Source organism: Thiocapsa sp. C2-2m, assembly GCF_041903745.1.
In the GTDB taxonomy this organism is placed as follows: Bacteria; Pseudomonadota; Gammaproteobacteria; order Chromatiales; family Chromatiaceae; genus Thiocapsa; species Thiocapsa roseilacustris.
Genome location: NZ_JBBWVD010000055.1, coordinates 1 through 22,802, shown reverse-complemented (window position 1 = coordinate 22,802; position 22,802 = coordinate 1). Strand labels below are relative to the sequence as shown.

Annotated in this window: 17 protein-coding genes; 8 read left to right on the top strand and 9 right to left on the bottom strand. The window is 64.7% G+C overall.

All coding sequences use genetic code 11. The features are described 5' to 3' along the window. Positions 1-239: 239 nt before the first annotated feature. Both AADX97_RS26520 and AADX97_RS26515 read right to left on the bottom strand, forming a co-directional pair. Positions 240-1,790, bottom strand: a complete 1,551-nt coding sequence (locus AADX97_RS26520; protein ID WP_374237046.1) for a GTPase family protein — start codon at positions 1,788-1,790, stop codon at positions 240-242. Continuing rightward, positions 1,787-3,013 (bottom strand): YcjF family protein, encoded by a 1,227-nt coding sequence (locus AADX97_RS26515; RefSeq protein ID WP_374237045.1) that lies wholly within the window; start codon positions 3,011-3,013, stop codon positions 1,787-1,789. The genes AADX97_RS26520 and AADX97_RS26515 overlap by 4 nt, the downstream gene beginning before the upstream one ends. A 293-nt stretch (positions 3,014-3,306) precedes the next feature. Between AADX97_RS26515 and pbpG the strand changes: the two genes are divergently transcribed. The 3 genes from pbpG to AADX97_RS26500 all read left to right on the top strand — a co-directional run bounded on the left by pbpG (position 3,307) and on the right by AADX97_RS26500 (position 8,356). Next, complete coding sequence (pbpG, locus tag AADX97_RS26510; RefSeq protein ID WP_374237044.1) at positions 3,307-4,242, top strand: D-alanyl-D-alanine endopeptidase; 936 nt, start codon at positions 3,307-3,309, stop codon at positions 4,240-4,242. A gap of 21 nt (positions 4,243-4,263) precedes the next feature. Next, positions 4,264-4,878 (top strand): hemolysin III family protein, encoded by a 615-nt coding sequence (locus tag AADX97_RS26505; RefSeq protein ID WP_374237043.1) that lies wholly within the window; start codon positions 4,264-4,266, stop codon positions 4,876-4,878. Positions 4,879-5,152: 274 nt separating this feature from the next. After that, on the top strand, positions 5,153-8,356 hold the full coding sequence (locus AADX97_RS26500; protein ID WP_374237042.1) for an SNF2-related protein: 3,204 nt from the start codon (positions 5,153-5,155) through the stop codon (positions 8,354-8,356). Here the strand turns inward: AADX97_RS26500 and AADX97_RS26495 are convergent. Further along, entirely contained in the window at positions 8,348-13,204 is a 4,857-nt protein-coding gene (locus AADX97_RS26495; RefSeq protein WP_374237047.1) for a PAS domain S-box protein, read from the bottom strand. The genes AADX97_RS26500 and AADX97_RS26495 overlap by 9 nt on opposite strands. An 829-nt stretch (positions 13,205-14,033) precedes the next feature. Beyond that, the gene (locus tag AADX97_RS26490; protein WP_374237041.1) at positions 14,034-14,996 is read right to left on the bottom strand and encodes a transporter; all 963 of its coding nucleotides are present in this window, start codon (positions 14,994-14,996) and stop codon (positions 14,034-14,036) included. A 575-nt stretch (positions 14,997-15,571) separates the two neighbouring features. Here AADX97_RS26490 and tsaA point away from each other — a divergent pair. Continuing rightward, positions 15,572-16,294, top strand: a complete 723-nt coding sequence (gene tsaA, locus AADX97_RS26485; RefSeq protein WP_374237040.1) for a tRNA (N6-threonylcarbamoyladenosine(37)-N6)-methyltransferase TrmO — start codon at positions 15,572-15,574, stop codon at positions 16,292-16,294. 623 nt (positions 16,295-16,917) lie between these two features. Then, complete coding sequence (locus AADX97_RS26480) at positions 16,918-17,544, top strand: hypothetical protein (protein ID WP_374237039.1); 627 nt, start codon at positions 16,918-16,920, stop codon at positions 17,542-17,544. Here the strand turns inward: AADX97_RS26480 and AADX97_RS26475 are convergent. Next, a complete protein-coding gene (locus AADX97_RS26475; protein ID WP_374237038.1) occupies positions 17,541-17,774 on the bottom strand; it encodes a hypothetical protein in 234 nt (77 codons plus the stop codon). The genes AADX97_RS26480 and AADX97_RS26475 overlap by 4 nt on opposite strands. Positions 17,775-17,896: 122 nt before the next feature. On the opposite strand from AADX97_RS26475, the gene AADX97_RS26470 reads away from it, so the two are divergent. Continuing rightward, positions 17,897-18,340 carry a hypothetical protein gene (locus AADX97_RS26470; protein ID WP_374237037.1) on the top strand — a complete coding sequence of 148 codons (444 nt, stop codon included), beginning with the start codon at positions 17,897-17,899 and terminating at the stop codon, positions 18,338-18,340. 225 nt (positions 18,341-18,565) lie between these two features. Further along, positions 18,566-18,787: a hypothetical protein gene (locus AADX97_RS26465; protein WP_374237035.1), complete on the top strand. Its 222-nt coding sequence runs from the start codon at positions 18,566-18,568 to the stop codon at positions 18,785-18,787. Positions 18,788-18,945: 158 nt separating this feature from the next. Here AADX97_RS26465 and AADX97_RS26460 read toward each other — a convergent pair whose 3' ends face one another. Further along, a complete protein-coding gene (locus AADX97_RS26460) occupies positions 18,946-19,242 on the bottom strand; it encodes a hypothetical protein (RefSeq protein WP_374237034.1) in 297 nt (98 codons plus the stop codon). 82 nt (positions 19,243-19,324) lie between these two features. Continuing rightward, the gene (locus AADX97_RS26455; RefSeq protein ID WP_374237033.1) at positions 19,325-20,575 is read right to left on the bottom strand and encodes a multifunctional CCA addition/repair protein; all 1,251 of its coding nucleotides are present in this window, start codon (positions 20,573-20,575) and stop codon (positions 19,325-19,327) included. A 194-nt stretch (positions 20,576-20,769) separates the two neighbouring features. On the opposite strand from AADX97_RS26455, the gene AADX97_RS26450 reads away from it, so the two are divergent. Next, positions 20,770-21,252, top strand: a complete 483-nt coding sequence (locus AADX97_RS26450) for a DUF2939 domain-containing protein (RefSeq protein WP_374237032.1) — start codon at positions 20,770-20,772, stop codon at positions 21,250-21,252. Positions 21,253-21,301: 49 nt separating this feature from the next. Here AADX97_RS26450 and AADX97_RS26445 read toward each other — a convergent pair whose 3' ends face one another. After that, positions 21,302-21,688, bottom strand: coding sequence for a PF20097 family protein (locus AADX97_RS26445; protein WP_374237031.1), 387 nt, complete (start codon positions 21,686-21,688; stop codon positions 21,302-21,304). A gap of 242 nt (positions 21,689-21,930) precedes the next feature. Further along, positions 21,931-22,569, bottom strand: coding sequence for a TetR/AcrR family transcriptional regulator (locus AADX97_RS26440; protein ID WP_374237030.1), 639 nt, complete (start codon positions 22,567-22,569; stop codon positions 21,931-21,933). Between the last annotated feature and the right edge of the window lie 233 nt (positions 22,570-22,802).

Below are 22,802 nucleotides of genomic sequence, written 5' to 3'. Positions count from 1 at the left end.
GTTCGGGGTTCGGGGTTCGGGGATCTCCGGAAAAGGACCTACCGGCATCCGGCATCCGGCATCCGACCCCTCCTTTCGTGCGTCCTACCGACAGGCCGTAGGTTGTGCCGAGCCGTGCGAGGCACAACCAACCGCCGACGGAAGTTGTGCTTCCTTCCGTCAGGACCACCTACGGTTTCGGGTCGTCCGAAATGTTTCGGTTTGCAACGGGAAGATGCCAGCCGTATCCCGCGAAACACCTATCGTCGATTGCGCCCGCCCGTGCTTCGATTGGGCAGCTCGAGCAGGAAACGCCCGGCGTTGGCCAATTGTCTGCGCACCAACGACCAGTTCTCCTCGCGTTTGCGCGCGTCTTGGCAGCGCAGCAGACGCGAGCGTTGGGCGGCGTCCAGCCGCTCGAGGATGGCCGCCCAGAGCACATCCTCGACGTTGTAGACCCGCCCGCCGCCGAGACAGACCGGGATGACGCTCGCGATCGGGATCGCGAGATCGGCCGCGACCACCTCCACGGCGGCGAGGATGCTCTCGGCCTTCAGGCTCTTAGGCTGCGCCAGGTCATAGGGCGGCAACCACTCGCGGACCGGGCGCAGCCGATCGATATGGCTGAGCACGACGAGCACCGGCGGCGGACGGCGGGTCAAGCGCTCGGCGAAGGCGGCCCGCAGGCTGTCCAGTGTCTCGCGATCGGCGTGACGGTCGGGGCGATCGGCGGCACTGACCCAGAGGATCATATCGGCGTCGCCTGCCGCCGTGCGCAGGGTCTGCTCGTCCATCGCGTCGGAACCCGGTGTGTCGTAGATCAATGCGAGATCGAGACCTTCCCGCGCCAAGCGATAGGGTGTGAGCATCTTCGTCGTGTCGGGAAGCAGATCGGTCGCCACGCGCAGTTGGCCGAACAGGGCGTTGATCAGACTGGACTTACCGGCGTTGGAACGACCCAAGACGAGGATCCGCAAGGGTTCTCCGGGCGGCTCGTCGAACGCGTCGGACGCGCGCAGATCACGCGCGGATGTCGCGGTGAGCCGAGCCTCGGGAGAAGCGTCGGTCAGCAGGAGCCGACCGCTGTAGAGCTCGATCGCATAGGCGCCAACCTTGCGCACGTACTCCCTCAGGATCCAGCCGTAGAGCTCGTCCTGCGCCAAGGCATAGCCGCGACCGCGCAGTTGGGCCAATGCCTCGGTGAGGAAGGCATTGGCCGGATTCACGACCCACTGTCCGGCGCGATAGAGCCCCAGCAAGCGATCCGCAAAGGGCTTCCAGCGATAGGCGCGCATCAGCGAGCCCACCGTGAGCCGGTGGCTGAAGGGGATGTGGTCCGTGATGGTCTCGCGCAGATCGCGGCTCGCCCGCTCGACGATCAGGAGCGTGTGCGGCACCGTCAACTCCAACAAGGGCTCGTCGACGTCCGGATGGAAATGCCGAGCGACACGTTCAAGCGTTTGTTGGCCCAAGACCCCGAGCCGGTCGCCCTCGCCGATCGGCCAGTCCTCGGGTTTGGTCTGCGCGGCCAGATCCTCGACCAGCGCCCAAGCGCCGTCGGCCGCAGGCGGCCAGTCGGGATCCGGCTCGGTCTCCGCGGCGAGGAGCAACCGGCGCTCGTGCCGATGCAGCCAAGCCTGCAGGCCATACCCGGCCGCACTGAAGAGGACGAGAGCGACCAGCCAGTAGCGCATCGCCTCGACCTGCCACAGCCAGAGCAGACCCAGCGGCAGAAGCGCCGTGACGGGAACCGCCCACAGCACAAGAGCAAGGAGGCGCATACGATCGATGCGGCTCAGGAGTTTGTTCATGGCCGATCCGACTTCACCAGGTCTTTGAGCAAGGTAGCGCCGCTGTCGAACCCTTCGGCGAAGGTGCGGCGCAACCCCTCTGCATCCGCGGGCAGACCCCGGCGGCGGCGATTGAAGTGAAACCCGGCGGCCTTGCCGAGCGCATAGGTCGTCGCACCGCTAGCGGTCGCGCCCCAGACGGCGCCGGCCGTTTGGCCCCACACCGGGATCAGCTTGACCACCGCACGGCCGGCGCTGCGCGCGGCATAGGCCACACCAATGCCGGTTCCGAGCAGACCCAAAAACTCGAGGATGGCGCGGCGATCCCAATCCTGGCCGTAGAGCGCGGCGAGACTTTGCAGCATCTTGGCCTGGATCGCCGGCACACCGACCAGATCTACCAGGGGAAGCGCACCGACACCGGCCGCGGCAATCGCATAGCCGACGATGTGCGGATGGGCGGATCGGGCATAGGCGTCGCGCACCCCGGCATCGCTGCGCAGCAGGGCTTGAAGGCGCAGCGAGGAGACCCCGTCGATCGCCTGCCACAAGGCATCCAGGCCGTAGTCCGGCGGATCGAATCCGTCTTGCGGGAGGGTGAGATCGATCGGCACCCAACGCACCGGGATCTCGCCCGGCAGAGCGCCGAGTCGATCGCGTTGCGCCCGCAACGCACGGGCAAGATCGACCGAGACGGACTCCGGCCAATCCTCGTCCTCGAAGGGATAGGGCAAAGGATGCTCGCCGTCCGGCGGGTAGGCATCGTGCAGCCCGGTTTGCGCAATCACCAAGGGCCATTCCGGGTGGCGTCCGCGCACCTGCCGCAGCACCTCCAAGACAGCGTCCTGGCGGATGTCGGTCGCCTTCATCACAGCCAACAGGAGGTGCGCCTGCGACTCGCAGTAGTGGATGTCGGCGCTCGCGTCATAGGCGACCTCCCCGAGTCCGCGGGTATCGAGAAAACGTACCAGGGGTGCGTCCGTCGGAAAGTCGTAGAGCCGCGTGGTCGCCGTACAGGGTTGGAACCCGTTGCCGATCTCGGCCAGTCCGCTCCCGGTCAGCGCCCGAATGATGGAGGTCTTGCCGGACTGAGTCTTGCCGATCAGCCACACTACCGGGAGCGGGTGCCGCGCGCGGGCCTCGCGCAAGGCCGCGCCGAGGCTTGCATCGTCGACCCGCGGCTCGAGCAACGCGTCGCGCAATCCGCGCCAGCGATCCGACCAATGTGTCCAGGGATTACGCATCAGCACCTTGATCCCGAATATCCGACGAAACAGTGACGCCCGCGAGCCTCGCGCCGCCGGCAGCCCGATCCGGGCCGGCCCCTTTCGGCTCGGGCGATTACCCGATCCTGTGCAATAATTCTCGCCGACTCCGGATGGCCAACCGCCACTGGCCCTCAGTCGACTCACGTGAACGCTGCCCGCCGCTGACTCGGACTCATACGAGGCCGGCGACCCGGCGGGAAAGGCGCATGTCATGCCCTCATGCCGGATAGGGTTCACACACCACTCATTATCGCCGAGATGTCCCTCTGATGCCCCCATCGCCGTTGTCGCCGACCAACCTACTCAACACGCTCTATCTGCCGCCCCGGCAGGGTCACGTGTTCAAAGATATCGGCCGGATACTTTTGTCGGCGCTGATGCTCGCCGGTCTGATCCTCTGCAGCGATGCCTTCGCCGCGAGTCAGCAACAGGGCTCCGGTACCTCCGGTCCGAAGATCAATTCCGCGAGCGCACTGATCGTGGACGAGCAGGGCAACCGGATCTACGGCAAAAACACCCGCGAGGTCAAACCCATCGCCTCCGTGACAAAGCTGATGACGGCGATGGTGGTTTTGGACTCCGGCGTCTCTCTGGATGCGCCCATCACCATCAACGAGGCCGATCGCGACACCCTGCGCCACAGCCGCTCGCGCCTGCGGATCGGCCAAGCGACCTTGTCGCGCCGCGAGATGCTGATGGTCGCGCTCATGTCCTCGGACAACCGCGCCGCCGCCGCCCTCGCTCGGACCTCGCCGGGCGGAACGCCGCAATTCGTCGCGGCCATGAACCGCAAGGCCCAAGCACTCGGGATGCACGACACCTCCTTTGCCGACAGCAGCGGGCTGGACAACCGCAACCGCTCCACGGCCGAGGACCTGGTCAAGATGGTCCGCGCGTCCGCCCGGTACCCCTTGATCCGCGAGACCACCTCGCGCGGCGAGATGACGGTGCACCCCTTCGCCGACAAGAGCACCTTGGCGTATCGCAACACCAATCCGTTGGTGCGCAACCCGGAATGGCATGTCGAGGTGAGCAAGACCGGGTTCATCAACGAGTCCGGCCATTGCCTGGTGATGCAAACCCGGATCAACGGACGTCGACTCTATGTCGTCTTCCTGGATGCGGTCGGCAAGCTCACGCCCGTGGGCGACTCGAACCGACTGCGCCACTGGCTCGCCGACGGACAACGCATCGCCGGGAATTGATCGCGCGAGGAATCGCATCCGATGTATGCAGGCGAACGCTTCAACAGCATCTCCCACCTGGTCGGTGCGGTCCTCGCGCTGATCGGCGTCGCCACGCTCGTGACCGTCGCCGGGATGCAGGGCGGTGCGCTGCGCATCGTCAGCTTCAGCATCTACGGGGTCACGCTGTTTCTGCTGTACCTCTTCTCGACCCTCTATCACAGCCTGCAGGGACGTGCGAAACAGGTCTTCAAGGTCCTCGACCATGTGGCCATCTATCTGCTGATCGCCGGCACCTATACCCCGTTCAGCCTGCTGGTGCTGAAGGGGCAGACGGGCTGGTGGATGTTCGGGGCCATCTGGACCCTCGCCGGCATCGGCATCCTGATCGACAGTATCCCGCATCGGCGGCGGCGGGTTCTGCCGATGATCCTCTACCTGACGATGGGCTGGCTCATCCTCCTCGCGCTCGAGCCGCTGGTCGCAACCCTACCGCCGGCAGGCGTATGGGGTCTCGTTACCGGCGGTCTCTTCTACACCTTCGGCGTCGTCTTCTACGCACTCGACAGCCGTTTCTCCTGGTCACACGGCGTCTGGCACCTCTTCGTGCTCGCGGGCAGCATCAGCCACTATCTGACCATCCTGGTCTTTCTTTGATAGCCGCTGCAAAAACTTAGGCGAATTCCGGGAACCCTTATACCAGTGGCGTAGGTTGTGCCGAGCCGTGCGAGGCACAACCAAACGTCGGCGCAAGTTGTGCTTCCTATCGTCAGCACAACCTACGGTATGGAATTTCGCGGAAATCGCCTTAAACCGCGTTCGCTGCAACCCCGGCACCTTCACCCGACATCGCCTCAACGCGAAAACAGCGCATTCCCGACCGGACGCGGTTTAACATGGCCACCGACCAACAAACGGGAAGCACCGCCCCATGCACGCCGGCCGAGACCAGACGCACGACCTCGACCCCTTCAGCCTCGATCACGACCAGCTCCACGCCCTAGCCACCGCCGAGCTGGTGCGCGCCGGCTTGCGCCATTACAAAGACAACCGCGTCGCCGAGTTGGAGCTGGACGGCGTCTACCTGCGTGCCGACGTCGAGGACGAAGAGGATGAAGAGATCGTCGCGCTCGAGCTGTCCTATGACGGCGACGGCAATCTGGTCTGTCTCTGCGACTGCGGCACGCCTCCGAACCAACCCTGCGTCCATGCACTCGCCGCGCTCTTTGCTCGCTCGGCACGCGGTGCGGCCGAGGGCGAGCTGCTCGGCGCGGTGGAAGGCGCCATCGACGAGCGCATCAAGCGCGGACGGACCGAGGTCCGGGTCGAGCACCTCTCGGGCGATCCGGCCTACGGGGCCTGGAGCGCGCGATCGCTCGTCTCCTCCACCCATGTCCCGGTCAGCTACCGGGTGCATATCCGGTCGCTGGAGCGCCGCGCCAACTATTGCACCTGCCCGGATTTCGCGACCAATCAACTGGGGACCTGCAAGCACATCGAGGCGGTGCTGCACCGCATCGCCAAACGCCGCGACGCCAAGCGTCTGCAGGCGCTCGGACCGCCCTCGCCCTTCGTTTATCTGGATTGGGAGGGCGACCCCGCACCCCAGATCCGTCTGCATCGGGCGATGCAACGTCCGGACGACTCGCTCGATCCCGAGCTGGTCGCGCTGCTGGATGCGCATTTCGACGACGCGGGCGCCTACCGTAGACGTCTGCCCGAAGATTTTCTGCGCCTGGCCGATGCCTTGGCCGGGCGGGCGGACATCGATCTGGGTGAAGACGCCCTCGGCTTCGCCCGCCGCCTGGCCGAGCAAGCCGCCCAGCGGCAACGTGCACGCGACATCGGCGAGGCGATCCGCGCCTCGGGCGGGCGCCTGCCGGGCGTAACCGCGCGGCTCTATCCCTACCAAGTCGAGGGCGTGGCCTTTCTCGCCGCCAACGGGCGTGCGCTGCTGGCCGACGACATGGGTCTCGGCAAGACGCTCCAAGCCATTTCGGCGGCCGCCTGGCTGCATCGCCATGCCGAGGTCGAACGCATCCTGGTGATCTGCCCGGCCTCGCTCAAGCAACAGTGGGCGCGCGAGATCCGCAAGTTTACGGGGCAGGAGGCGCGGGTGATCCAGGGACCGGCCGCCGCGCGGGCCGCGCAATACCCAGGCAGCAGCGGCTTCCTGATCGTCAACTACGAGCTGATCCTGCGCGACGGCAGTGTCATCGCGGAGACCCTCCGCCCGGACCTGGTGATCCTGGACGAGGCGCAGCGTATCAAGAACTGGCGCACCAAGATCGCCGCAGCCGTCAAACGCATCCCCTCGCGCTACGCCTTCGTCTTGACCGGCACGCCGCTCGAGAACCGCCTCGAAGATCTCTACAGCCTGATGCAGGTGATCGACCAGAAGGTGCTCGGCCCGCTGTGGCGTTATCTGGTGGACTTCCACGTCACGGACGAGCGCGGCAAGGTGCTCGGCTACCGCAACCTCTCCGAGCTGCGGCGTCGACTCGCGCCCGTCATGCTGCGCCGCGACCGCCAACTGGTGCGCGATCAGCTCCCGGATCGCATCGAGAGCCGCCTGGACATCCCGCTCGACGCCTGCCAGCAAGAGCTGCACGATGCCGGCATTCAGGCAGCCGGGATTCTGGCGCAGATTGCCAAGCGTCGTCCCCTGACACCGGGCGAGTCGAACCGCCTCATGGCACATCTGCAGCAAGCACGCATGGCCTGCGACGCCGCCGGTCTGGTCGACAAAGAGACCGTGGGATCGCCCAAGCTCGACGAGCTGGCGAGTCTGCTCGACGAGCTCTGTCTGCAATCCGGACTCAAGGCCGTGGTCTTCTCCCAATGGGAGCAGATGACACGCATGGTCGAGGAGCGCGTGCGCGCACTGAGACTCGGCTGCATCCGCCTGCATGGCGGTGTGCCGACGGCCAAACGCGGCGAGCTGATCGATCGCTTCAATGAAGACGACGCCTGTCAGGTCTTCATCTCGACCGATGCCGGCGGGGTCGGGCTCAATCTGCAGACGGCCTCGGTCTTGGTCAATCTGGACATTCCCTGGAACCCGGCGGTGCTGGATCAGCGCATCGCCAGGGTCCACCGTCTGGGGCAGACCCGCAAGGTTCAGATCCTCCTGCTGGTCGCCGCCGAGTCCTACGAGTGTCGTGTCCTGGAGCTGGTCCAGGGCAAGCGCAACCTCTTCGACAACGTGGTCGACCAAGACGCCACGGAAGATGTCGTCGGGGTCTCGCGCAAGCTGGTGGAGGTGCTTGCGGAGGATCTCGCCGGATTGCCGGGAGTGCCGAAAACAGCCAACGAGGCGCCGGGCGAGCCGGTTGAGCAAGTGTTGTCCGAAACGACGACAGCCGAACAAGCCGCCACGGACCTGACGGCGAGTCCGGACATCGACTCGAGCGCCGGTGAGCCGAAGCCGAGCGACGACGCGCAGACCGACGGCACACTGGTGGAGCGAGGAGAGCCCATCCCGCTCGCCGATGCAACGCGAGATGCCGAGATGGAGGAGTCGATCCGCCATGCCATCGAGGCCGTCCAGAACGCATTCGGTACTCGCATCGAGCGCATCCTCGGCTCCGGCGGCGGACTGCTGGTGGTCCTGGATCGGGTCGACGCCGAGGCCGATCGGCTTGCGGCCGCGATCTCCGGTCAGGTTCCGGTGGCACTCATCGACCCACGGACGCTGAGCGGACTACGGCGGCTCGGGGACGCATCTCCGATCGCGCGGGCTCGGCCGCTCGTCGAGGCAACGGGAGAGCAGCTCAGCCCGCAAGAGCCCCGGCTCTTGTCCCGGGCGCGGGAGAAGCTCCGCGGCGCCGAGGTCCTGATCCAACAGGCCTGCCCCGCCCCGGCCATGGACCTGCTGCTCGGCGCACTTCTCGCCTGCGCCGCCGTGCGTGCCGAACAAGAGACCCCGCCGACACCCCAACAAGCGGGGATCTGGCTCTACAGCGAGGCCCTGCCCAAAGGTATTCTGACCCAAGAAGAAGCCGGTCTGCTCATGCGCGCGCTCGCCCTGTCGCAAGGCGCGGAGACGATCCCGGACGCGCTGCTCCGAGACCTCGCAGCGGATGTGGCCAGCTTCGTCTCCGACCAAACGCAGTCGTGGCGTCCATCAGGTTGACCTAACCCGCCTCGCCACCAAAGGGCCAGCCTGGCGCAAGAGCTTCGCCAAGGCGAAACCCGCTTCGCACAGCTCCACCAACTGTTTCTCCGAGCAGGGTTTGCGTAGATAGCGAAAGATGCCGCCGACGTTGATGCCCTCGGCGATGACCAGCGGGTCGTCGCACCCGGAGATCAAGACCCTAACCACTTCAGGGTGAGACTCGCGGGCACGACTGAGCAGGTCGATGCCGTTCTCTCCCGGCAGTCTGTAATCGACGAGCAACAGGTGGAAATCGTCCTGTTCAAGCTGAGCATCCGCCTCCTCGGCGCTTGCCACCGAGGTCACCCGCCATCCGATCCGGCGAAAGTAGCGCACGAGCAACGCCTGCTGCACGGGGTCGTCCTCCACAACGAGCGCACGGCGGGCCAGCAGCTCCTGAACCCGCACGCCGGCAATCGGCAGGGAGCCCGTACGCAGCATCTCGGTCAGCTCGGCCGGCGGCATCGGCCTCCCGAGCAGAAAACCTTGGGCCAGGTCGCAACCCAGGTTGGAGAGCTGCACGAGCTGATCCGCAGACTCGACACCCTCGCCCACGACCCGGATCCCGAGATGATGCGCCATGGAGATGGTCGAGCGCACGATCGCCGTGTTATCCGAGTCTTGCCCGAGGCCATCGATGAAGGAGCGGTCGATCTTGAGTGAATCGAAGTGAAAGCGTTTCAGATAGGCAAGGCTGGAATAGCCGGTTCCGAAGTCGTCGAGGACCACCGCGACGCCTAGGGCACGCACCGCAGCGATCTCGGCGCGTGCATGCTCGGGGTCATTGATGAGCACGTTCTCGAGAACCTCGATCTCGAGTAGGCCAGGATCGATCCCGTACGCCTGCGCAGCCTCGGCGATGGCATCCACCAACTGTCCGCTGCCGATCATTGCGCTGGAGATATTGACGGCGATCGGCACCGGGGTCACGCCATCCGTCTTCCAGAGGGCAATGATTCGGGCCGCCTCCTGGATGACCCGACGTCCGACCGGCCAGAGCAGATCGCCGCTCTCCACCAGCGGCATGAACTCCTGGGGGAGTCGCAGCCGGCCATCCGGAGTCTGCCAGCGAATCAGTGCCTCGGCTCCCGCAGGCCTCCCGTTGGAGAGATCCAGCTTGGGCTGGAGATACAAGACGAGCTCACCCTTCGCCAGGGCGCCTCGCAGGTCCTGCGCCAAACGCAGGCGCTGGCCGGCAACCTCGGTCATCTCCGAACGGAAAAAAGAGCAAGTGCCGGGGCCCGCGGCTTTGGCGGTGTTCAAGGCCGAATCCGCGAACTGGATCATTTCGGCGGCATCGCAGGAATCCGAGGGACAAAGCGCGACGCCCACGCCGCTACCCATGTTGAGGTTGCCGACACCCTCGACGCGAATGTCCCGGCGCAACACCGACTGGATGCGCGCCACGTGCTCGCTGACCGATTCCGCACCCGGCGGCGTCGCGATACCGATGACGAAGGTGTCTCCCCCGAGACGTGCCAGCACGGCATCGTTCGGGAGCGCGCCCTTCAGCGCACGCGCGGCCTCCACCAGCACCCCGTCGGCAAGCGCATGGCCGTAGGCGCTCACCACATGCTTGAAGCCGTCCAGATTGATGGCCATCACCGCGACCTGCCGTCCGTCGGCGCGCGCCGTACGCATGGTCTGGTCCAGGCGCGCGCGAAACAGCGTGGCGTTGGGAAGATCGGTCAGCAGATCGTGGTGGGTAAGGTGCTCGATCTCCTCGGCGTAGCGCTGTGCCTTGGTGATGTCGCTGAAGATACCGATGTAGCTCTGGATCTGCCCCGCGGAGTTGCGAATGGCGCTGATGCTGAGCCACTCGGTGAACAACTCGCCGTTCTTGCGGCGGTTCCCGAGCTGCCCCTGCCAGTGGCCGGTCTCGATGAGCGCGTGCCACATCGCCCGGTAAAACACCTGGTCCTGACGACCGGACTGCAGGAGGTTGGGACGGCGCCCGCGGACCTCGTCCTCGGCGTATCCGGTGATGGTCGTGAAGGCGGGGTTGACGGCGAGGATGCGGCCCTCCGGGTCGGTGATGAGGATGCCCTCGCTGGTCGCGGTAAACACCGTGGAGGCGCGTCGCTCCCAGTCCTCGGCCCGCAGCCGGTCCCGCAAGTCGTAGAGTGTGCCCAGCAGCACTTGTCGCCCCTCGAGCTCGATCGGGTTGAGGGTCACCTCGACCGGAACCCCGGACCCGTCACGCCTCAGGTGCTCCCATTCAAAGCGCTGAACGCCTCGCTCCCTGGCGCACCTGATCATCCGCTCCGCTTTGGCGGCGGATACCTCGCCGTCCGGCTGGAGCCGCGGAGAGAGCGCGGCGGGCGAGGCGCCGACGAGGGTTCCGGATCCCGGATAACCAAGCAGATCGTAGACCGCCTGATTTGCCGCGGCGATCAGGCCGTCGCCGTCGATCAGGACCAAAGGCTGGGCCGCATGCTCGAAGAGGGTTCGATAGCGGGCCTCGCTCGCCGCCAGGGCCTGGCGAGCAAGGTGTTGCTCGGTCACGTCCTGGACAACCCCGTCGATGCGCACCGGGCGGCCCTGCGCGTCGCGGGTCAGCTCGCGGCGACTGGTCAGCCAGCGGATCTCGCCGTCCGGCCGCCGGATTCGGTAATCGAGCTCCACGCTGCCGGCCTCGCCGCTGCGCAAGGCGACCAGGGTCGCCTCGACGCTCCGCCGGTCGTCGGGTTGCACCATCGAGAGCAGAGCGTCGTCGCCGGGCAAGTCCCGGTCGGCATCCAAACCCAGTATCCGGTAGAAGTTGTCGGACCAATGGGCGCGACCCTTGGGTAAATCCAGATTCAGGCTGCCGACTCGGGCCAGCGACTGCGCCCGCTCCAGCTCCTTGGTCTGCCAGTAGTACGCGGTGATGTCGCGACTGATCCCGAGCACCCCGAGGGTGTCGCTGCTCGGGCACAGGTAGGGGATCTTGAGCGTGTCGAACAGGAGCCGCCTGCCGTCCGAACGCGTGACCCACTCCTCGGCTCGAACAAGTGTATCGGCGGCCAGGGTCTCGCGATCCCCGGCTCGAAAGGGCTCGGCGACCTCCGGACTGAAGAGATCCAGGTCGGAGCACCCGATGACGGCCTCGCGGGATCGGCCGACGAATCCGCTGAAGGCCAGATTGCAGTCCAGGTAGACCCCTTGGTGATCCTTGAAGAAGATGGGATCCGGGATGCCGTCCATCAGCGCACGCAGTTCCATCTCGCGGCGTTGCTGATGCGTGATGTCGACGAGATAACCGTGATAGGCCCGGATCGAGCCGTCGTCTGCACGAAGGATCCGCGTGAAGTCGTAACAGTGCAGCCACTGGCCTTCGGGCCCGCGCAGGCGATACTGCTGCTCGAATTGCTCGGCCCCTTCACTGGTATACCGGGCAACCTCGGAACCGATCCGCTCGCGGTCCTCCGGATGAACCAGATCGGCGAAAAGAATTCGGCCGCTGATCAGATCGGCGACGCTGACGCCAAGCAGGCGCGGGACATTCGGCGAGCACTCCGCGACCGGCCAGCCCGCCTGCGGCAGCCAGCGAAAGACCATCGCCGGACCCTCGTTGAAGAGGACATGCTCCTCGGCAAGGCGCGCATGGAGCGCGCCAAGCTCGGCCTCTCGTGCCTTCCGCGCGGAGATATCGTCGATGGTCCAGATCACACCCCCGGCAAGATCCGCCGGCGAGACGGCGTCTACGGCCTGACCGGACAGCAGACACCAGACGGCGCTGCCGTCGCGACGTCGCAGCTCGTACTCGATATGTCGATGCTGTCCGTGCCGCAGCGAAAGGTAGTACTGCTTGCCGAATGCGGCGAAGCGTTCCTCCGAAAGGTGCAGCGCGCGCACGCTCAGTCCGCGCATGGATTCCGGGCCGTCGTAGCCCAGAATCTCGGCGAGGCGTCGATTGACGCGTTCGATGATCCGATAGCCGGTGAGCAGCGCAATGCCCACGTTGGCATTGTCGAAGATGGCCTGGAGCTGCTCCTCACTGTCGCGAAGTGCGCGGGCGGCGGCATGCGTCTCGGTGACATCCCGGTCGATTCCGCGATATCCGAGCAGGAGGCCGTTGGGCGCCACGAGCGGCACCCCGCTGGTCGACATGATCCGAACGCTGCCGTCGCGGTGCAGACACTGGTTCTCGAGGTCCCGGAAGGGACGCGCAGCTGCCGCGATCGCCGCGAAGGCTTCACCGACTCGGCGCGCCTCCGCGGGCGGCATCAGGTCGAAGGCCGTGCGCCCGATGAGCCAGTCGGGCGCGTACCCCAGAACCTCGCGGACACGCCCTGCGACGAAGGTATAGCGTCCCTCGGCGTCCACCTCCCAGATCCAGTCGACGGTGGTCTCGAGGATGTCCCTGAGACGCCGCAGGTGTGTCTCGACGGTCTCGGCGCGCCCGGGATCGGGAAGATCCGCGAGGTCGGGGCGCCCGTCCCGATCCACGCGCGAGGCAAGGGCGGCAAGCAGCTCCGACCGGGACACCAGCCCCGTGAGGCTGCCCCCGGGTTCGGTCACCCCAAGGTAGCCGACCCCCGCAGCAGCCAGGTGGTCGGCCGCGAATTCCAGGGTCGATGCCTTGGGCAAGGCGATTAAGGGACTACGCATCAGCGCGGCCAGAGGCGTGGCAGGATCCCCGGATCCCTCGACGAGCCATGGCAAGAGGTCGCGCGGGGTCAGGATACCCAGCGGTTTGTCGCCGTCGACGATCACCAAGGCGCAAACCGCGGCGCCACCGGGCATCCTGTTCAGCAGTCGCAGCGCCTCGCACATGGGCGTATCCGGCGCTGCGAGGAGCGGCGCACGCGTAGGAACATCGGCAAGGAGCCGTGGCCCCGGCATGTCCGCGAACGATTGTTCCGAAGTCTGATCCATGGGGCGAGCTGGCTTCCCGTTTTGGTAGCTCGATGCCAAAAAATCCTTAGTTCGGCGATGGACTGCAATGGTCGTGGGTGACGCCGAGGCGTAGCCGAGTCGCGGGGCTCTAGCCCAAGACCCCTGCCTCTCATGCCCGGTGCGTCTACCATCGATCCAGACCGATCCGCCTGGATGCCGATATTGCAACGCTGCGCGACGGCGGCCCCGCCGAGGTCGCATCAACGAAATCGATTCCGATCCGGCCACGCGAGCCCGCCGAACAGGCATCGACCACCCTGAGACGTGCCCATGGCGATACGGGTCGATCGGTCGATCAGTATAGACAGCCCTTAATATCGCACAACTTGGTAACGACACAGCCGTTTTCCGACCGACAACGCATCCGTCCGAGTCGCTCGCGTAGACCCGGCAGGGTTAAGGCGAATTCTGGAAACCTTCATGCCAAGGGCGTAGGTTGTGCCGAGCCGTGCGAGGCACAACCAACCGTCGGCCCAAGTTGTGCTTCCTATCGTCAGCACAACCTACGGGTAAGGAAGTTTGCGGAAATCGCCTAACCTTTGAGCTGGTTGCGCAGCTCAGCACCGACGTTGGGCACGATCAGGTTGTTCTCCTCGGTATCGCCGGCCATCGCAAGGACCTCGCCGGCAACCTATTCGCTGCGTCGGTCGGTGGCGGTCCGCTCGACGGCGAGCCAGTCGTCGAGCGAGAGAGGCGGTTGGGTCCGACCTCCCGAGAATCCGGCAGCGCCGATCAGACTCGGCCCGGCGCACGCCGGACTGGACGCGGTCCGGTCTCAATGAAAATGATGCACGAACCTCAGGTTGAACCTGGAGCCCTCGGGGCGATTCTCCGCCTCCGTCTCCCAGTAGGCGTTCACGAAGAGATGATCGTGCTTGGAGAAGTGGTAGACGAGTCCGGGTCCGATGCCGATGACCTGCTCCTCGCTGTCGCGCACGCCTCTGCCGTCGATCTTGCTCTCGGTGAACTGCTTGAGAAAATAGCCGTTGATGCCGATGCGCAGACGGTTCGGGAGCACCTCGTAGGCACTCGCGAAGTTGGCATGGATGGCCTGACCGGCTTGAGTATCGTTGGCGCCGAGCGGTTTGTAGGGATCGTTGTTCTCCGCGTTCCAGAGATAGTGCAGACGCCATGAGGCCGTCCATTTCGGCGCCAGGAAGGCCGTTGCGGCCCAATAGGGGTTGAAGGAGAAGTAATTGCTGCCGACGTTTAGCGCATCCTTGGCGTCATAGGATCCGGTCGGGAAGATCAACTGGAATTCGACCCGCTGCACGAACTTGGGTCCGTTGGGGCCCATGATGGGGTCCCACTGCAGATAGGGCCCGATCAGGAGGTCGCCCAGATTGCCGCCGTTGGCCGAGATCGCAAAGTTGTCCTTAGGATCCAGATCGAAGCCGGCGTAGGGCAACATCAGATTCAGGCCCCACTTGCCGCCGAGCAGCAGAGGCTGATCCGATTGATAGAGGAGCTGGGTCAAACCGATGTTCGCCTCGACCTCGGCCTTCTCGAGCCCGCGTGCGGTCGGCAGGCGCAGGTCACCGCCGCCCGCATCCTTGAGGCGCCCCTTGCGATAGAACTGCACGTACTGCTGAGCGTACCAGCCCGGCCCCGCCGGCGGCGCACCGTCCAAGAAACTGGTAAACCCGAGATTTACGGCGGGCAGGTCGTATGCCTGTGCGAGCGACGCCATCCCGAGCCCAACCGCTCCCACCAACAGTCTTGCACCCTTCTTCGTCATCGTCGCGCCCCTGATTGTTTTTGAGTTTGGACACAAGGCGCGACCCTCCTCGCGCCAGAAAAGCGCGTGAAGGATAAGGGAATGCGCGGAGGGTTACAAAGCGGTGACAGCGCGGGGAGGGAAGAGTTTCCGGTTTCCGGCCGCCTGCCGCCTGTCTCCAGCGATTAGCTGTGAGCGGTCAGCTGCAGAGCTTGCCTATGCGTGATCCAGCGTTTGCACTGTAAGCAGCTGCGATCATGGCTTCGCTTCCGCGTGATATCGCGTCGGCCGAAAAAGCGGTTTCCGGGCTCACCGAGCACGGAATGCGGTAGGGGCGACTCAAGTCGCCCCTTGTATGTTCTGTTCTGAAGGGTCGCAGTGCCTTCCGGAAATAACCTAACCCGCGACTGATCACGGCTGGGGGCTGGGGGCTGATATCTGATACCTGACAGCTGAGAGCCAGTAACCGAACACTCGATGCTAGGGTGATTTCGGGAATACCCGCTGCAGCGGCGCGCTCCAGGATGCGTTCCAGGCAGGAGGCTCGCGGCATTCTGCAGCATAATGGGACCCACCCAAAGCCAGCAGGCCAACGCATGTCCTTCGCCTTCGCACCAATCGGCCACATCCGCTCCCCCTACACCGACAAGTTCGGGATCCCGCGTCAGTCCGGATTGGTGACCGCAGCCGAGGCGCGCGTCGAGCTGCTGCCCGACTTCGCCCGAGAAGAGGCATTCAAGGGACTCGAGGGTTTCTCGCATGTCTGGATCCTCTTCGTCTTTCACGAAAACTGTCTGACCGCCGGCTGGAGCCCGACGGTGCGACCGCCGCGTCTCGGCGGCCGCGAGAGCGTCGGCGTCTTCGCGAGCCGCGCGCCCTATCGGCCGAACCCCATCGGGATCTCCGCCGTCGAGCAGATTGGAATCAAAAGAGATGGACGCGGACTCGCGCTCGAGGTTCGTGGCGTCGATCTACTGGACGGCACCCCGGTCCTGGACATCAAGCCCTATGTGCCGTACGCGGACAGCATCACCGAAGCCCGAAGTGGCTTCGCCACCGCGCCCGAGATTGTCGCCGCCGATGTCGCCTTCTCCGTAGAGGCTTTACAAGGCATGGCCGAAGCCGATCCGACCGGGACGCTCCGCCTGCGCGCGCTGATCGAGCAGGTCCTCGCCCAAGATCCGCGCCCTGGCTATATGGAGCGCTACCCCGAGCGGCGGGACTTCGGCCTCCGGCTGTATGACCGCAATATCCGCTGGCGGATCGAGGGGAAGGCGATTCACGTGTTCACCGTCGAGCCTATCGGAGACGCGATCTGAACGGCTTGCATCACCTCTGCGATCGAAGGAGACTCGCCTCCGGGACGGATGTGATCGACGTCTCGACCCAAAGCAAAACTGGCCCTTTGATCATTCCGAGGGAGAGAGAACCCCAGTGGCCGCCAAGGAAGCAACAGCAAACATCAAGATCAACAAGCTGCTTGAGGCCGCTGAGCTGCCGATTCGTTATCATCACCGCCTGATGTTTGTTCGCCCCGCTAGTGCGGCTTGGCGCGCTGACGCAGCGCTTGGCGCTGGCCGGATGTCTGCTGGAGTGAGCGTGCGAACCCCAGCAGTGCGCCGGCGCCTGGGGATGATGGATTTCGCTGCACTTCGGTATGCCTCTCACAGCCACAGTCAAATCGGTTGTTCCGATGGATTGGCGAGTGCTTCGCTGCACGAGAACGTCGGGCAGGCTCAATCGGTGAAACCGATCGTTCAAACCCGGTCCGCGGGTTATGCGGGCGTCTTCGGTCGGACACATGCAGGTGGTTCCGGATGGGCCCCTTCGGAGTCGACCGAACGTCTCGTAAGCTCTGGCTGAGGACCAACAGTTTGGCGTATCCCGTCTGGCTGCTTCATGGGTGCGGGAGACCAATCCAAGACAACCGAGGTATCGCGAAATGGTGACCTGCCACCGCCCGACAGCTCAGCGCTGCCTGCGATCTATCCTGCTGTCGTCGGCGTTTACTGCAGTTTTGACGCTCGGCCCGTCGATCGCCGGGGAACAAGGGCTGGAGGTCGAGTACGACATGGCTGAGGGCAGTATCTCCCTCTATGCCGACGACACCCCGCTCGATGAGGTGCTCGACGCCATCGGCGAGAGCACCGGCATCGAGATCGTCCGCTCTCGCCGCTTCGCCACGCCGGTACGTATCGATCTGAGCGATGTTCCAATCCGAGCTGCGCTGGATGAAGTGCTCGCCGGGTACAACCACACACTGGCGCTGGATCCACAATCCGGTCGCCCGCTCAAGCTCTGGCTCATGTCCACTGCCGATCCCGCGGTGCTCGAGCGAGCCCGTCGGCCTCCCCCGTCGCCGGTGATCGTGGACGAGGACGCGCCGCCCCCCGACGACCAGAACGAGATCGCGCGGCAGTTGCGCGAAGAGATCCTTGCACTCGGCGAAGGCGAGTCGGAGGTAGACATCCTGGGGAAACTCGGCCTGAACGCTGAGGAGCTTGAAGAACTGCTGCATCTGATCGACGAAATGGAGGATGGAACCTTGGATCAGGGGAACGGGCACTAGTACCTGCCGCGCTTGCCTGAGCACGACGAAGAAGCGACCTGTTCTGGTCCCGAGCAGGCCGGACCGTCCGGGCGCTGCTCGATAAGGCCAAGTAAGCCATCGACTTCTAACAGCGCGAGTACGCCTAGCAGGAGCGGCAGGTCCGCGAACTGATCGACGACATCACCGGCAAGCTGCTCGATCGCTACGAGCCCGAACATGCCCGCAATGAGGTCGAACGCTACGGCCACTAGTTCCTCGGCTCGGTGGTGCTGAGCCACCAAAAGCGGCCTGCGGTTCGTTGGCAACGGTCGGGAAAATATAGGGCGACTCGGTCGGAGAAACACTCGACCGGCACACCGGGAGTCACCACATGCTCTGGACTATGCACATCAAGCTCGTCACAGGACGCTGGGCGGAAAAAGATTGGGGGGCGACCGTCGCCCTCGACGCCGCATCGACATTGGCGGATGTACACGGCGTCATCCAACAGGCCGTTGAGTTCGATAACGATCACCTGTATGGATTCTTCGTGGCTCGAACGCCTCGGAGCCGCGATCGCGTTCGCTACGACGGCGAGGACGATTATGGGCGGGCGGACGACACACTGGTCACAACCACGCTGGAAAGCCTATTCCCTCTGCCGAAAGATCGAAGATTGTTTTATCTGTTCGATTACGGGGACAGTTGGATCTTCGAGATCAGCCGGACCCGGAAGAAACCCTTCGAGGCAGCATCCGACGAGGATTACCCCTGTCTGATCAGTGAGCACGGCGATAAGCCCCAACAGTATCCTGAGTCGGATTTCGGCATCTAAACCGCGTCCAGAGCGAGATGCGCACTTTCGAGTGAGCTCGACGTTTGGTGCATCCACGACCCTTAGCGGGGGACGCGGTTTAGAATTTTATTTTTTTAGTATTTTAAACCGCGCCAGCTCTAACGGTCGTCAAGTCTGCCGGGGCCGATCCCATCCAAGAACATCGCATACCGCGCTGGGCGCGGTTTAGCTTATGTCGTCGACGAGCCCGGGCGGTGACGGCCCGTGACGGATGAGTCTCTCGGGGAGATCGCCGCGGATCACTTCGTGGTTCAGCTGTATCGGAATTCGGAGCAAAAGCTCATCGCCGACGAGGCCGAGGAAGACTTCGCGATCCATTGGCGGCTGGGCGAATCGACGCCGGGCGACACCCTTCTGATCTGTACGGATGGCCTGAACGACACGCTGGGGCAGCAGGCGTTGGAGGCGCTTTTCCGGGCGGATTGATCCCCGCAAAAATAATCTAAACATCAGCGGCTTATATTTTTTCTTGTCAGCGTCGTTCGTGAATCAGGTCAAACGCGCGTTGAGGGTGGTCCCCGGGATCTTCGAGTTGGGCTGGAACTCGCTGGCTGTCGGAGCGGCGGAAGTGGACGACTGCACGTCTAGACCTCGGATGCGGCCGGGTGTTGGGTCCAGACCGCGGCATCGCGCCGCGCCCGGTCATCCGATGGATCGATCATTAGCAGGGTGCTGGCGCATCTGTCCAGGCGCAGCAACAGCGCTTCGGCCGCCTGATGTCCTGGCGTCGATCCGTTGCGGTATCGACCGCAATCGGCGGGGATCGCGATCCGCTCGGGAAGACGATCCAGTATGCGTTCCGCCGCGGGACCAAGGGTGATCACCGAGGGGCGAAGATGCGTGTCACAGTCATCGAGGATGTCGCGCGGCGAGTCTTTCATCGGCGTTGTCGGGGAGCAACGGGGTGATGTTCGACGCCTTCGGCGCCAGTGCCGGTGCGGTCGTTGCCTGGGGTCCTGATGGTCAACGGGGACATCGGTTGCGCATGGCCGTCTTCAGGGCGGCGACGCGCACGGCGCGGATGTGCTCCGGGATGAGTCGCGGCTCGCGTGCGGTGCGGGCGACGGCGCCGACATCCACGGCAGCGACGGCGGCCTGCAGCCGACGCAGGGTCTCGCCCTGCGGATAGTCGCGCTCGGCATAGCCGGTGCGGCCCCGATAATCGGCCTCGCAGGCGGTCAGCATCCGGTGAAAGCGCTCCGGCCGGCGGAAGGCGTCGGCGCCTTCCAGGAGATCGAGGATCGTCGTCGCGCGCAGCTCGTCGACCTTGTGGACGAGGCCGTGATAGCGCGCCGTGATGCGGGCAAGCTCGCGAAAGCGGACGGGGACACGCAGACGCTCGGATATAGCCTCAAGCAGATCGACGCTGCGTTCCTCGTGACCCCTGTGGCTCGGCAAGATCTCGGTCGGCGTGGTGCCCTTACCGAGGTCGTGACAGAGTGCGGCGAAACGCACACCAAGATCCGGAGACAGCCGCGCGGCCATGTCGACCACCAGCATGACGTGGACGCCGGTGTCGACCTCCGGGTGCCATTTGACCGGTTGGGGTACGCCCCAAAGCCGATCGACCTCGGGAAGCAGCCGCACCAATGCGCCGCACTCGCGCAGAACCTCGAAGAAACGCGAGGGTCGGTCCTCGCAGAGCGCGCGTGCCAGCTCCTGCCAGACGCGCTCGGGGACCAAGGCATCGACCTCGCCGGCCGCAACCATCTCGCGCATCAGGTCCAGGGTCTCGGGCGCGACACGGAAGCCGAGGTCGTCGAAGCGGGCCGCGAACCGAGCGAGACGCAAGATCCGGACCGGGTCTTCCGCGAAGGCCGGGGAGACATGCCGCAAAACCCGCCCCTGGAGGTCGGCAAGCCCTCCGTACGGGTCGATCAGGACCCCGGACGAATCCTCGGCGAGCGCATTGATGGTGAGATCGCGGCGCAGCAGGTCCTCCTCGAGCGTGATCTCCGGATCCGCGTGTACCGCAAAGCCGTGATAACCGGGCGCAGTCTTGCGCTCGGTGCGCGCCAAGGCGTACTCGTCCTTGGTGTGTGGATGCAGAAAGACCGGGAAGTCCTTGCCGACCTGTTGGAAACCGCGCGAAAGGAGATCATCGGGTGTCGCGCCGACCACGACGAAATCGCGCTCGCCAACCGCGCGCCCGAGCAGACGGTCGCGCACAGCGCCGCCGACCAGATAGGTCCGCAGACCGTCGGTTGCACTCACGGCGAGGATCCGGCACGTGAGAACGCATCGGCAACGGAGCGAAGGGCCGCCCGAGGACGGGGAAAGTCTCGAGCGCGAGTCCCGATCGGCATGGATAGCCTCATCTATGCGGTCTGTCCGGTCGCGGGATTATACCGGGCAGAGGCTTGCGGGTAGAATTCACGGTTCGTTTCATCACCTGAGACCCGAAGACCATGCGACTCTTTGGATACCTAATCCTGTTCGCGCTGATCGGCTACGGCATCTGGCCCTACTTTACGGTCTTCCGTCTCGACGAGGCGATCAATCAAGAGGGTACGGCTCAGCTCTCCACTATAGTGGACCTGCCGGCGATCCGTGCCAATTACAAGGCGCGGGTGACCGCGGATGTCGACGGCATCTTCCCCTCGGGCGACCCCGAAAGCGTCGTGAGTTGGATCCGTCAAAACGTCGACCGCCTCGGCGACTCGGCGCTCGAGCAGGCGATCACCCTGCCTTGGGTGCGCGACACCCTGCGCGGCGCGGTCACGCGAGCCACCGGCCAGAGTCCACCCTACCTGCTCGGCGGGATCGACTTCGCCTTTTTCGAGTCCTACAACCGCTTTCTCATCCGCATCGGCGATTTGGGCCGTTCGCCGACCCATGTGCGGATGACGCTGCAGGGCACGGACTGGAAGATCACCGACATCATCGACTAAGTCGGCGAGGCATCCGCCGTGGTTGCGGCCCGCGGCAACCGGTTCTGTCCTAGGCGATGCCGCCCCGGCCGGCCGGTTTGACGAGCTTGCCGTGGTCGATCAGCAGGAGTCGGCAACTCGAACATCGCCAAGCCATATTGGCCGCCGGTCGAAGCGACACGCTGATGGTGTTGGGCAGGGCACTGCCGATATGAGTAAAGGTTCCGGGTGGACCCTTGTCGCGCGATGACCAGATCGCACCCTTGCCGAGCATGACCCAGCCGGCCTCCATCGCGGTCCCGCAGTCCGGACAGGCATAGCTGCGCCCCGACCAGAGATCGGAGGTTGCCGGAACCTCGCACGCCTTGCCTTGCAGATGACGCACGATCGCCCACAGGGCCAGCAAGGCCGCGATGGCGGCGCTTGTGCCGATCCAGAGTGCCAAATTCACTGTCATGGCTCGCTCCACTTGAAACCAACCAAATTCACCTCGTGAAGCACGGCAGATGTGTCGAGACCGTTCGTTCTCGTTGTCGTTCTCGTTGTCGTGGTCGTAGTCGCAGTCGCAGTCGCAGTCGCAGTCGCAGTCGTATCGATGGTCGATTACGACAACGACAACGACAACGAAAATGATCTCGGACGGTCTCGGAATGGCTGCACTGCTCCACTTGTCACCTCCGGTGGAGCGCGGCGCGCCTCTCATCCGGGCGTGTCGAAACGATTCGCCTCGAGGGGACACGCTTGAACCATCCCGTCCAGGTAACGCCCGATCAGCTCGGCAGTCAAGACCTCCGCAGGGGCATCGCCGCCGATCGCGAGTTTGCCGGTCAACGCCAGGACGGTGATCCCATGCACCCCGCCCCACAGCGACTGGGCCGAGCGGCGCACCTCAGCCGGGCTCGCCCACGGGTTCAAGGCCGCGATCGACTCCGCGACTTGGAGGAAGAACGCCTCGATCTTGCGCACGAGCGATTCGGGCAGATCACTGCCTGGCGCGCGCGCGTGCTCGAAGATCAAGCGCCAGCGCGTCGGGTGCGCAGACGCAAACGCCAGATAGGCCCGCCCCATCGCCAAGAGGGATACGCGCGCCTCGGTGACATCGGCAAGCGCCGCGGTAATGTGCACGCGCAGCTCGTCGAGTGTCCGCTCGTTGACCTGCAGGATCAGGTCCTCGCGGTTTCGAAAGACGAAATAAAGGCTGCCCACCGTGTAGCCGATCCGCCCGGCGACCGCACGGGTCGTCAACCGCTCCGGCCCCTCCACCTCCAGTAAGGCGACGGCCGCATCGAGCGCCATCGTCGCCAGCTCGTCTTTGCTGTGCTCGCCGCGTCTGCCCATGGTGTGATCTCTCGGTTCGTTTCGGCCTCCTCCGCCGGCCTCCTGCCTCCAGCTATCAGCTATCAGCTATCAGCTATCAGCTATCAGCTATCAGCTATCAGCTATCAGCTATCAGCTATCAGTGCGACGTCCTCAGATGCTGAAGAATCCATCGTACCAAGGCTATCGCTTATCCAGCAGTTAACCACCGAAAGCTGGCGGCTAACCGCACCCCGCACCCCGAACCCCCGAAC